Here is a 13,799-nt window from a genome sequence, read left to right on the forward strand (position 1 = left end):
TTAAAATGTAATGTCTATACCTCCTGAGATCGTCACACTCTGTGGATAAGCAGAATAGTCCAAGCGGGGAGTCAACGCACCAAATCTACCCACGGATACATCCGGATCATACCCTTCGTATTTGGTCCAAGTATGCAGGTTTTGGGCCGATACAGAAACCCTGCACCGCTTCATCCGGAGCTTCGTCAGCATAGACTGTGGCAAATTATAGCCCAAGGTGACGGTCTTTAATTTCACGTAAGAGCCATCATCGATATGACGGGTATCCAGCTTGTATCCATAAGGTGTCACAAGGCCAACTCCGCCATACCTTACACCCCCGATATCGGTGTCCGTATTTTCAGGTGTCCAGATATCGTTGAGCGATTTTAACCCGTTTCTTCCCGCTATGTATATATTGCCAAAACTAGATTTATTGCCGTTTAATATGTCAAAGTCATAAGCCCATTGCAGCAAAAACTGCAAGTCGAAAGATTTGTACCTAAAATGGTTAAACAAGCCTCCCGTATGCTTGGGGTGGGGGTTGCCGATAATAGTTCTATCAAGTTCGTTGATCCTGCCATCATTGTTGATATCCTTAAATTTGACCATACCCGGCCTCATTGCTGTTTGATAAGAAGGCTGGCCGTCTTTCAATATATAATCACCGCCTACATAATGAAAATCTTCCAATTGGTAAAGGCCATCAAATACCAACCCATACATCATCCCCACGGGTTGTCCTATTCTGGTAATATACTGATATTCGGTCTGCATGAACTGCGAGTCCCAAGCAGGGTCTGTTCTTATTTCCCGTTGCCCGGCATTGAGTTTCAGCGTCTTGGTTCTATTGAACGAGATGTTGAAATTGGTACTCCATCTAAAATCCCTGCCCCGTATGTTTTGAGATTTTAACGTAAACTCAACCCCACGATTGGATACGGCACCTATATTCTGCTGTGCTCTGGAAAAACCTGTACTCAATGCCATTTCAGCATTCAACAATAGATCCCGGGTATCCTTTATGTAGTAATCTACGGTAACATCAAACCTTTTCAGCAGCTGTAGATCTAATCCAATATTGGTCTGTGCGGTACTCTCCCAACGCAGATCAGGTACAGCCAAAACGCTTTGGATCGCACCGGGAGAGAACTCCTGGTTTTCGCCCAATACATACCCGCTGTTAGCATCTACAGTGAACAGATTGTAGCCCAAGAAATTACCTATCCTGTTATTTCCGGTCACACCCCATCCTGCCCTAAACTTCATGTCGGTAATCGCTTCGATAGATTTAAGAAATTGTTCCTGCGATACCCGCCAGGCAAGTGAAAACGAGGGAAAGTATCCCCATGTATTTTTTCCTCTGAATTTGGAAGAACCGTCAGCTCTAAAGTTAATGGTAGCCAGGTATTTGCCGTCGTACGCATAGTTGGCCCGGCCAAAATAAGAAAGCAAGGTATTTTCGGTGTACATGGATTGCGCGATAGTCGCAGTAGTCGCGACTCCCAGGTTATTGATCCCGAAGAAGTCTGTAGGCAAGTTTGTATTCCGCAATTGAGATGTTTCGAAACCGTTATGCTGTGCTTCTGACCCCACCAAAAACCCATAATCATGGGCCCCTTTCTTGTCTTTGTACCGTACCGTTCCCGTTACAGACAAAATGTCATTCCTCCGATCACTTATCGTACCATTTATCCCCCTGTTGGTTCTGGAGCCTTCATTTGTATCTTTTTTAAAGAACAAAGTACTCTCCGTGATGGACGTCCTGTAATTACCAAGGACATCCAAGCTAAATTTTGGTAAAAATTCATAGCTGAATCCCAGTGTTCCGGCAAGGATATCAGAATGCTGTTGTCGCATGGTATTATTAAGCGTCGTTACCGGGTCAAACAGGCTCGGATCATCCGTAATAAGTATCTCTTCTTCATCTTCTACCCAATTTACCGGCTGCACCGGACGGAATGTTACCGCATTCCGAATGACACTCGTCCATTGATCACCAGACACCTGCATACCATCGTATTTTAGCTTGGTATACTCTACTTGTCCATTTATCACAAAGTTATCCACCAACTTATGAGTGAATTTCAACCTGTTGTTAATTTTTCGAAATCCAGTTGTGATAAGTGTACCCTGTTGATCCAAAAAATTTCCACTGTAATATAACGTCGTCTTGTTATTTCCTGTACTCAAGGTCAATGTATGGTTGTTGGTAAGCCCGACCTGGAACATTTCGTCCTGCCAATTTGTGCCCTGCGTATTCCGGTACAATTCGGCATCTATCCACCGGTTATGAAACTGGTCCACGTTATAGGCCGGGGTATAGTTATCTCTGGCATAAGCTACCTTTTCCTGATACTTCACATACTCGTAGGGATCCATTACATCCAGACGAGTAGGTATATATCGTGTCCAATAGGATGTAGAAGCACTGATGTCTGTCTTGCCATCTGACCTCCCTCCGTAGGTCGTAATGACGACTACCCCATTTGCTCCACGTGAACCGTATATGGCTGTCGCAGACGCGTCTTTTAGGATATCCAGGCTTTTGATGTCACGCGTATTGAGACTACCGGGGTCAAACTCTTCCAAAGGTACACCGTCTACTACATAGAGGGGCGTGTTGTCGCCCGTTATGGAATTACCCCCGCGAATGACAATATTGAGTGCACTGCCCGGCGTACCGTCACTCGATGTAACCTCTACCCCCGCGACACGGCCGGCCAATGCTTCGTCAAAATTTGCCGTAGCTGTGGCTTTCAATTCATCGGGATTGACACTCGCGACTGAGCCGGTAAGATCTCCTTTCTTAACAACATCGTATCCTACCACGACGACTTCATTGAGCTGGACACCATCCATTTTCAGCTGAACATTGATTGTTCGCTGATCCAATACCAACTTTTCGACCGTCTGGAAGCCTACATACGAGTAGACCAAGATATCGGAGGATTTTACATTGGCAATAGAATAAGTACCGGTTTCATTGGATTGCACTTTCTGTTGTCTACCTTTTACCGTGATACTAGCTCCCAAGATCGGCTCTCCCTGATGGTCGGTCACTGTTCCCATAATCGTATTTTGTGCAAAAACACCCGATATGGGAATAAAGAACAGCAATAATAGATTGATTAATTTCATAGTTCGTAAGTTCATGTTTTTGGATGGACCGATAAAATGTCCGCCATATATTAATTCGATTCCTCTGCTTTATAGTGAATATCAGACAAGACATACATTCCTCCTCGTCCTCTCTTAGAAAGGTCTGCATGATTAAACGTCACTGGTTCCGTAAAATTCATAGATTTAATCCGAAAAGCCAACGTAAAGCTGGTCGAGGTTAAGTAACTGCTAGGAACCTCATATACACACTTAATCCACTTCGCACTAAAAGTGCCTAAATCGGGTCTCTTCCTCTCTTCTGGATCAGGTCCTGTCTGATCTCCGGGATAGGGTGTACCATCAAATACAGGGCCCCATGGAGCGCCTGTTGATTGTGTCCCGTTTGTACCCAACGATTTTTGGCTTTTTATATCATCATTGATTTTTGTCCAAGTACCATTCAGCCAATTACCATTAGCGTCCGCAATAATACCTCCTGTATAATCCCTAGAAATGTACACTTCCAGATCAGAGGGTGAACTGCCATTCTGCAGATATTGGTGGAACGCCACCTGATAGTAGAATGTTAAAGATACCTTATAGCCATATTGGAATGGAGTCAGGTCTTGGCTCGCCATGGCCAGCCATATATCAAAAGGGGCTGTCGTATTACCGTCGTTATAGGTATCTGTCTGCAAAGGCATCTGTCCTGCATTAGCAGCGGGTCTTTCCGGTACTTGAAGAAATTTTCCATAATTGTTTATTGTCTCTCCCCATATACGTCGACTATTGCCCGGGTTGACCTTTTGCACGGTATACCCCACACCTCCATTCGGCTTCGCTCCGGATGTTATCAGGGTAGGATAAAAGAAATATAGGGTTTCTACTTCCATTTCTTCGGGCACGTCGGTAATGATAACCCGGACGACATCTTCAAAAGCCGCAACCTCTCCATTGATATTGCTGATGGCATGGACTGTCACATCCAATGACTCCCTGCTGCTATAAACATATGCCGGTGCAAGGGATATCGCTCCGGTGGCCCTGTCAATAACCAATTTGTCCGAATGATTGCCCAATGCGAACGAAATATCCGGATTGCCGTTGGGTACGATCGGTGTTACGGTCTTACTGTCCGGATCACCATAGACCAAGTTTTGGTTTTTAGGCGCATAGACCATCATGGTCGGCAGGAGCGGAGCGATCTGTAAATGAAAAGCGTCATCAAAAACTGTTGAATACACCGTGCCCTCAGCTTCTGTCGTTACTTTGATCGTGATATAATAATCGCCTACTGGCAAAGTATGCCCCGCAGCAAGCATGATCACCCCATTTTGCCCCTTGCTTACGGCCTTGACCGATGTGATAAGATTGCCATCTTCATCCACGACACTGTCATTGGATCGGATGGGCACATTGACAGTTGTACTTCCCCCTATACTAAAGTATTGCAGGAGCGATTCGTCCAATGCTGAACCGTCGGCTTTTCTGATGCTTACGATCTCGTATCTAGGGAGAAGTCCTCCGGTCTGTACTGTCGGCGGTGCCGATGTGACTCCGGCTCCTTCTCTCGCATTCAGCACCTCTATATATTTCAGGTCTGCCGGATTGCCAATAGTGCCGGCTTTCCAGGCTTCTTTGCATCCATACACTAGAAAGATATGGAGCATCAGCAAAAACAAACTTCCATTTTTCATGATTTAATAATGTTTACTTGGTTATTAGTTTACAATCTTCCACAAAGATCAAAAAAGAGCAGAGTTCCTCCTAGGGGATAACTGTCTTAAATAAGGGGGTAATTTGAAATCTTTGTTCTAAAGATAATTTTGAAATGATGGTTATTCAAGAGAAAAAGTGTTTTTTCTGACGGACATTCTGCCCCTCTCTTTCAGATGCTCTATCCCCTTATCCGTCAGATATAATTGTCGTAATTTGTAGTACTATAAACCTATCATGCCATGTCACGAATGAAGCCAATATAAAATATATCTGACCATATTCCCAATAAATCACTTCTATAATCTTACTTAAGTAACAAGAAAAAATGAACATTATCAAGTCGACTACATTATTGCTATTCTCCTCGACCATTTTAGGATGTGCTACAAACAATGACACGGTTGATTCCAGACTTCAAAATGCCGAAAAACAACTCACTGTATTGCGCACTGCTTCGCTGCAAGAGAACAATATTCCAAGGAGTACTAATAAAGAAGGTGGTATTCGTTGGATCGAAACACCGTACGACTGGACCGAAGGATTTTGGTCAGGTACCTGTTGGATGTTATACGAACATACCAAAGACAATCAATGGAAAGAAGCGGCTATCATCTCGCAAAAGCTGATCGAACACCACAAGGATCTGACCAACGACCATGATCTCGGCTTTATCTTCAACAACTCCTACGGAAAGGCTTATCGCATAACCGGCGAAGAGCAGTACAAACAGGTGTTGGTAGATGCTTCCAATGCTTTGATTACACGTTTCAACGAAAAAGTCGGTTGCATACAAAGTTGGGACGTGGTCGGCAACTGGCAGGCCGAGAGAGGATGGCGGTTTCCGGTCATTATCGATAACCTGATGAACCTGGAAATGTTGTTCGAGGTATCGAACATCACCGGAGACAGTACCTACAGAAATATCGCTATAGCCCACGCCAATACAACGATGCAGAATCATTTCCGACCGGATGGCAGTTCATATCACGTGGTGGATTACGATCCAGAGACCGGAGAGGTCTTGCACAGGGTCACTGCTCAGGGGTTTGCCGATGAGAGTGCCTGGGCACGTGGACAGGCTTGGGCATTATATGGATACACCATGTGCTACCGATATACCAAAGACAAAAAGTATCTGGACTTTGCGGAGAGGATAGCCAACTTCATTCTCACACATCCCAATTATCCTGAGGATGGGGTACCCTACTGGGACTTTAACGCGCCAAATATTCCGAACGAAATACGGGATGCTTCTTCCGGTGCCATCATGGCTTCAGCTCTGCTGGAGCTGAGTACCTATACAAACGATAAATATTTAGAACCTGCATTGCATATCTTAAATTCACTGTCCGGAGACACCTACACAGCCGAACCGGGAGAAAACGGAAACTTTGTCCTCAAACATAGTGTGGGCAGCATTCCTCATGGTAATGAAATAGATGTGCCGTTGAATTATGCGGATTATTATTATATCGAAGCCCTTGTTCGCCTTAAAGAAAGAAGACTATAAGTTCGGCTCTAAGGACAATCACATACATATTATTTTAAAATGATGATGGAAAAAATTAAAATAAGACCAGGGGTCAGGTTATTTGCAACGATACTGATTTTAGTACTTCTATCCTGTAAAAAAGACAAGATCAAGGATTCGGAGAACGACAATAAAGGAGATAAAGAGACGGCGCCAACCGGTTGGGTAGCATCCGTATCTACCGAACATCCACGGTTATTCTTTAATAAGCAGACCTTTGACAAAGTAAAACAAAGAACATTAAACGAAGAACAAACTGCGTTCAATAAAATCAAGTCCCAGCTCGATAATATGATCGGACAGGAGATTGTATTTGAAGATATCAATGCTGCCGATGGCACAAGCAACAACAACCATGCGTACGGCACCAGAGCCGCAGAAGCAGCGTTTGTTTTCCTCATAACGGAAGACAGTAAATATCTCAACCTGGCAAAAAACCTTCTCAAAGAGATCGTAGACTACTATGAACATCGTAATAATAAAAGTTTGAATATTCATTGGAGAGCCTTTTCACGGATACACACGCTATGTGCATACGATTGGCTGTACAATCACCTGACTGCCAATGAGCGGCAGCAGATCGGCGAGAAGCTATTGAATACCATCAATTTTATGCTTCCTTCCAGCAGGCCGGATTTTAACCGGGAAAACAGAGGGCGCGAAATCGACGCAGGTTTTTATGGAAACAATGTATTGGAATGGTATGCGGGTGTTGCTTTTCATAAAACAGGTATAAATGATGCTTTGGCATTAAAAATGCTCGAAAATGGCTATGACAACCACCTGAAAGTAATCGAACACCGGAGCTCCGTAGGAGGCTTGCCGGTCGCCGTGCTTGAATACGCGTCAAAAGCTTATCCCTGGGCAGAGTTTAATTTCATGCACACCTATCAATCCGCCACAGGCCAAAGCATTTCATCCAAATGTACACACCTCACGATCTACCCAAGTTTTTGGTATTGGAATTGGATAGGTGGCTATAGGCGGGAGTTTGGTTTTGGCGACTCCGATCATTGGACCAATGCATTCAACACAGACTTCCTCCCGGTACACCTGTCCCAACTTCTACACTTCTACGGAAACTCTCACTCCGAAATCATCCCGACGGCCAAGTGGTTGCTGCACAAAGCCGGCAACAGAGAGCAAGCAGAATTTCCTTTGACCAGCTTTTTCCTAACGAACAACACGTACAATCTCGCCAATCCACAGGATATCACGGACAGGATGCCCAAAGCCTTTTTCTTCCGGCCACAGGGACAGATATTCATGCGATCAGGTTCCAATGAGACCGATACCTACGCGCTCTTTACGGCAGATGGCGCAGTCACGTCTCACCGACACTATGACAATAACCATTTCACGATCTACAAACGCGGATATCTGGCCATGGATAGCGGAGGCCGTCCGGAGCCCGGCATGCACCTGCCCAATTATTATGCCCGGACAGTAGCGCACAACTGTATCACGATCGAAATGCCCGGAGAGGTCATGCCGACCTATTGGGGCAACCCTGCGAGTGGTGAGACAAGAGAACCTGCTCCTAACGATGGCGGCCAAAACAACATGCTCGGATCCAAGGTTTTGGCATTTGACGAAAAGCCCGAGTATGTGTACATAGCTTCGGATGCAACAGCATCTTATCACGTCAATAAGTCTGCCTTGGTATTACGGCAGTTCGTCTTTGTCCTACCCGATATTTTCATTGTCTACGATCAGGTGATCTCAAAAAATGCAGCATATCCAAAAAGATGGTTACTTCATACAGCTACAGAGCCTGTATTCAATGGAAATACATTTTATGCAGACCAGAATGAAGGAAGACTTTTCTGCAGAACATTGTTACCCGAAAATGCTAATCATACTAAAATAGGTGGTCCTGGAAAACAGTTTTGGTCCGGAGGAAAAAACTGGCCTATACCTAGTTCGTATTCCATACCAAACGATCACCCTCTTCTGGGGCAATGGCGTGTGGAAACAACCCCATCACAGGCGAATACCGAAGACCGATTTCTACATCTTATACAGGTCGGAGATCGGAACAACCTAACGTCCATGATCAATTCGCAACTAATCAACGAGGGCGACCAAGTGGGTGTCTCCTTCAGCTACGACAGCCGCGACTATACCGTGGCCTTTTCCAAAGATGGAACAGCTAAGGGATCAATCCATATCAAACAGGGGAGTGTAACACGACTATCTGAAAACTTTATCGAAACAGTAAAGCCACAGGTACCGTACTAACAGGATATTTTTATTAAATTCGCTGTTAAACCCAAAAACGAATGAGATCCTACCTCCTTATCAGTTTTCTTTTTCTTATCGGGTTTAGCCCTATTGTCTGCGGTCAGTATCAACAAGGTATACCCAAAGATCTTGTCTTCAAGTACTTTACTTCCACCGATGGTTTGTCCCAAAGGTCTGTAGCAGACATCATCCAGGACAAAAAAGGCTATCTCTGGTTCGGAACAAGGGATGGCCTCAACAAATTCGATGGACAAAAATTCGTCATCTACAGACATACCTTGGTAGACTCCAATAGTCTGAGCAACAGCAATGTACACGCGATATATGAAGACAGCTACGGCCACCTTTGGGTAGGAACGGAAAGAGGGCTGAACAAGTACAACCCCACGACAGACAACTTTATACGGTATCAACTCTCCGACGCTCCAGATGTAGTAAGCGATAATGTCGTACGGGGAATCACCCAAATTGATAACGACCTACTCTGGGTCGCAACTGCAAATGGCATCGTTCAGGTCAATATCAAGACAAATCAAATCTCAAGGATACAAAGACGAAACAGCAGTACAAACTCGCCCAGCGACAACAACATTCGATCCTTCCTAAAGGACAACGAGGGCAATATCTGGATCTGCAATACAAAGTATATCGATGTGTACCATGCAGACCGAGGATTCTATAAGCACCTCCACTATCCACAAAAGGCCGGTAGCAGTATACACCTCAATGATCTTCCCACGCTATTTATGGATAAGAGAAATAACCTTTGGCTAGGCTATGAGAAAGGGCTTGCCCGATACGATCCGTTGACCGAAAATTTTATTGACTTTGATTTTCATGACAAAAAGGCCATTACGACTTCGGTAAGGACCCTTTGCGAAGACCATTTCGGAAATCTCTGGATAGGAAGTTACTCAGGTCTCTATATCCTGAATACAGACCGTAGCGAATTAAAACATATCGTGCATGACCCAAACAATTCCAGTAGCTTAAGCCAAAATTCCATCTATAAGATCATCCGTGATTCCAGAGGAGATATGTGGATCGGTACCTGGGCTGATGGTATCAATTACTACAACCGAGACAACGCCGCATTCAGGCATATACCCTTTGGGAATACCGACAATAAGCTCAATTATCGGGTAGTAAGTGGTATGGCCGAAGATGCCAAGGGCAACCTCTGGATCGGAACCGAAGGTGGTGGACTGAACTTTTACGATAGAGAGACGAAAAAATTCACCTATTACAATCACGATTCCTATAATCCCCACAGCCTAAGTGGCAGCAATGTCAAATCCGTCATTATAGACCGCAAAGGAGGGATATGGATAGGTATGCACGATGGAGGGCTGAACTATCTCGATCCCAACAAAAAACCGTTCAAATTCCAACAGATAGACTTCCTCTCACATCAAAATATCTCTTTGAAAGCCTATAAGGTACTCACACTTTTTGAAGATCGTAACGGGAATATCTGGATCGGTACGCTGACAGGTGGTCTGATTTTTTACGACACACATCAAAAAAACCTCTCAAAAATCGATAAAGACATCAAAACGGTCATGAGCATCACCCAGACCGAAAATCCCGATATACTGCTTGTGGGAGGAAATAATGGACTGGAAACCATCCATATACAGACCAAACAGAAGCAGACCATACCCATAAAGGAGCTCGCTCAAAACGATCCCCCACTTTATATCAATTGTATTTTTGTAGACCCATCCAACAACTATTGGGTCGGAACCGAAGGACAGGGACTCCATATATACAACCCCAAAAACAAGACAACAATATCCTACAGTACCAAAGACGGCCTACCCAACGATATTATATATGGCATACTTGCAGACAGCAATGGAAAAATATGGGTCAGTACCAACAACGGAATCAGCCGGATAGAAATATCCTCCAACACGATCAAGAGCTATAACCAATCGGATGGCTTGCAGGGAAATGAATTCAATTACGGTTCTTTTCTCCGAACAAGCCAAAAAGAGCTTTTCTTCGGTGGTACCAATGGGTTGACCCATTTCAATCCCAATGACCTGCGAAGAAATACCTTCGTTCCCCCATTGGACATTACCAACATCGACGTCAATAATACTTTTTTCAAAAAAATAACCGATTCTGTCAAGACTGTCACGCTAAAATATAATGAAAACAATTTCAGTATAGATTTTACCTCATTGAGTTACATGCGACCGGACAAAAACGAATTTGCCTATAAACTCGAAGGAAACGATGAAAACTGGAACTACATTGGCAATCAGCGAAGAGCTATCTATACCAACATCAAGCAGGGAAAATATATCTTTAAGGTCATCGGAGCCAATAACGACGGGATATGGAACGAACACGGTGCGACACTCCACATACAAGTGCTTCCCGCGCCTTGGAAAACATGGTGGGCATATACTCTTTATTTCATTCTTTTCGGCAGTCTATTTTTATATATCCGGAAATTAACCCTGCTGAGAATAAAAGAGAGAAAGGAAAAAGAAAGATCTGAACAGATCAATCAACTGAGGTTGCAGCTATTTACAGACATATCACATGATTTCCGTACACCATTGACCCTGATCATGGGACCTTTGGAAAAAATGATCCGTGAAAACAGAGGTGACAGCTACATCCAACAACAGCATGAAATCATGCTGAAAAATACGCGTATGCTGCTCCAGCTGGTAAATCAGATTCTGGATTTCAGAAAAAGCGAATCGGGAAAACTGACATTACAGGCCTCAAAAAGCAATATCGTCCCTTTTGTGGAGGATATCAAAAGGTCCTTTGACGCATTGGCCGAACAGAAAAACATCAACTATCAACTGGTTTCGAGTAAGGAAGACATCCAAGTCTGGTTTGACAAAATCAAGCTGAAGGAGATCTTGTTTAATCTATTGTCCAATGCATTTAAGTTTAGTAACAACGACAGTGAAGTGACCATAACCCTTTCGACCACATCAAAAAAGCAAAATAGCGAGTCTGTAGATTATGTCAAAATCAGTGTGACCAATTTTGGCTATGAGATTCCCCAAGAACAGCTCCATTTGATTTTTGACCAATTTTATCAGCTAGACAATACGGAGAAAAACCTTGGTTCGGGCATAGGTCTATCCTTGACAAAAAGACTGGTCGAACTCCATAAAGGTATCATTACCGTAAAAAGCTCGAAAGCCAAAGGAACACGTTTTAGCGTGTTACTAAGGTTAGGGGACAAACACCTATCAGAAGACGAACGCTTGTGGGGACAAGAAGCTCTTGAAGAGGAGGTTTCATTCTCTAAAAATGCTGATGAGTATACAATAGAAGAACTACACTCGGAACAGGAAACATTACCGGTGGAAGATCTAGAGGAAGATCTGCAAAACCTATTGATCGTAGAAGATAATACAGACCTACAGCAGTTTATTAAAGGAATTTTTGTCGGTAAATACAATGTCTTTGTGGCCAATGACGGCAAGCCGGCTATGGCTATTGCCCATCAGCATCCGATAGATCTCATCATCAGCGATATACAGATGCCCGTCATGGATGGTTTCGAACTTTGCCATACCATCAAAACAACCCTGATCACCAGCCATATCCCGGTGATCTTACTCACGGCAAAAACATCTCCTACCCATCAGGAAAAAGGGTACCGTACGGGAGCGGATGCGTATATTACCAAGCCGTTTGATGCGAAAATACTCGAAACAAGGGTGGACAATCTATTAAAGACACGGGCAAACCTGATCCGCAAATTCAAACAGGATACCATTTTAGAGCCTAAAAAACTCACGATCACATCTCCCGACGAGCTTTTTCTGGAACAAGCCATCTCTGTGGTCGAGCAAAATATCAGCAATCCAAACTTCAATGTCAGTACATTCATTGAGGAGATGAATATGAGCCGAACGGTTATTTACACCAAGCTCAAGGCATTGACAGGCCAAAACCTGTCCACCTTTATCCGGACCATTCGACTCAAGAAAGCCGCCTTGCTTCTGACCCAAACCAACATGAACATATCCCAAATCGCCTATGAGGTAGGGTTCAACGACCTAAAATATTTCAGAGAAAGCTTCCGGGAGCAATTTAATGCAACACCGTCAGAATACAAAAGAAAACAAAGCACAACAGATAAATAAGCCCTTCACTCTCACACCTTGATCCTCAACACAAAGACCATCAGTACCATAGCCAAGAAAGTCACCAACACTATTCCTTTGGCCGTGTTTTCCCGTCCGCTCCGGTAGATAAAACGTACGGCTATGAGATTCACTACTGCGGCCAACACATAGATGGTAATAGGTTTCTGTTCAAAAAAAGTCTTTTGGAGTTCGGTATAAGTCGTCAGCAGATAAGCCAGTACCGGAAACACAGATCCCAACAAGACACCTACGATAAAATTATTCTTCATCCTTATTTCACATCAAAACTCCAGGAATTCAGATCAGTGATGGCATGATGCGCCGTCATATCAAATTGTGTGGGCACGATAGAGACATAGCCATTGCTTAGCGCAAAGGCATCTGTATCCTCTCCTCTATCCAATAGCTGAAACTTGCCTGTCATCCAGTAATATTGCCGCTCATAAGGGTCCAACCGCTCGTCAAACTCTTCAAACCACTTAGCAGTAGCTTGCCGGCATATTTTTATTCCTTTTAGCTCTTTGCTGCTATGCGGAAAATTAACATTCAAAAGAGTAGCCTTTTGCAGGCCATGCTGCAAAACTTGTTGGGCAATAGCACGCACATAAGGTCGACAGTGCGTGAAGTCTGCATGATGCGAAAAATCATCTAATGAAAAACCGATCGACGGAATATCCTCAATAGCACCTTCCACGGCAGCAGACATTGTCCCCGAATACAATACATTGATCGAGTAATTTAGCCCATGGTTGATCCCCGACACACACAAATCTGGTTTTTTACCTTTGAAGATCTTGTTGACGGCGAGTTTCACACAGTCCACTGGTGTACCTGAGCATTTGTACATTTCCACTCCTTCGTAGAGATCAATCTTGTCCAGACGCAAGGGCTTACCGATCGTAATTGCATGCCCCATACCCGATTGTGGGCTATCCGGAGCCACCACCACTACATGACCTATTTTTTGCATCTCCTCAAGGAGGACTTTAATCCCGGGGGCTGTTATGCCGTCATCATTGACCACCAATATGGTTGGTTTTTTCTTTGCCATGGGACTAAGTTAGCAAATTCAACGATGGACGCAAAAAAAC

At 44.0% G+C, this 13,799-nt stretch carries 7 protein-coding genes; 3 read left to right on the plus strand and 4 right to left on the minus strand.

Features of this window, described 5'->3' with window-relative positions; genetic code table 11:
• Together G5B00_RS13760 and G5B00_RS13765 are read right to left on the minus strand one after the other, a co-directional pair.
• Nucleotides 1-3,120: a SusC/RagA family TonB-linked outer membrane protein gene (locus G5B00_RS13760; RefSeq protein WP_163876472.1), complete on the minus strand. Its 3,120-nt coding sequence runs from the start codon at nt 3,118-3,120 to the stop codon at nt 1-3.
• A gap of 50 nt (nt 3,121-3,170) precedes the next feature.
• Nucleotides 3,171-4,778, minus strand: coding sequence for a hypothetical protein (locus G5B00_RS13765; protein WP_163876476.1), 1,608 nt, complete (start codon nt 4,776-4,778; stop codon nt 3,171-3,173).
• Nucleotides 4,779-5,125: 347 nt separating this feature from the next.
• Between G5B00_RS13765 and G5B00_RS13770 the strand changes: the two genes are divergently transcribed.
• From G5B00_RS13770 to G5B00_RS13780, 3 genes are read left to right on the plus strand one after another with little or no spacing between them, the layout of a single operon-like run.
• The gene (locus tag G5B00_RS13770; RefSeq protein ID WP_163876479.1) at nt 5,126-6,310 is read left to right on the plus strand and encodes a glycoside hydrolase family 88 protein; all 1,185 of its coding nucleotides are present in this window, start codon (nt 5,126-5,128) and stop codon (nt 6,308-6,310) included.
• Between the two features lie 39 nt (nt 6,311-6,349).
• Nucleotides 6,350-8,572, plus strand: coding sequence for a heparinase II/III family protein (locus tag G5B00_RS13775; RefSeq protein WP_163876481.1), 2,223 nt, complete (start codon nt 6,350-6,352; stop codon nt 8,570-8,572).
• 41 nt (nt 8,573-8,613) lie between these two features.
• Complete coding sequence (locus G5B00_RS13780; RefSeq protein WP_163876483.1) at nt 8,614-12,705, plus strand: two-component regulator propeller domain-containing protein; 4,092 nt, start codon at nt 8,614-8,616, stop codon at nt 12,703-12,705.
• 11 nt (nt 12,706-12,716) lie between these two features.
• Here the strand turns inward: G5B00_RS13780 and G5B00_RS13785 are convergent, their stop codons facing one another.
• Together G5B00_RS13785 and surE are read right to left on the minus strand one after the other, a co-directional pair.
• The gene (locus tag G5B00_RS13785; protein ID WP_163876486.1) at nt 12,717-12,977 is read right to left on the minus strand and encodes a hypothetical protein; all 261 of its coding nucleotides are present in this window, start codon (nt 12,975-12,977) and stop codon (nt 12,717-12,719) included.
• A gap of 2 nt (nt 12,978-12,979) precedes the next feature.
• Nucleotides 12,980-13,759, minus strand: coding sequence for a 5'/3'-nucleotidase SurE (gene surE, locus G5B00_RS13790; protein WP_163876489.1), 780 nt, complete (start codon nt 13,757-13,759; stop codon nt 12,980-12,982).
• Between the last annotated feature and the right edge of the window lie 40 nt (nt 13,760-13,799).

The sequence above is a fragment of the Parapedobacter sp. SGR-10 genome (assembly GCF_011030405.1).
In the GTDB taxonomy this organism is placed as follows: Bacteria; Bacteroidota; Bacteroidia; order Sphingobacteriales; family Sphingobacteriaceae; genus Sphingobacterium.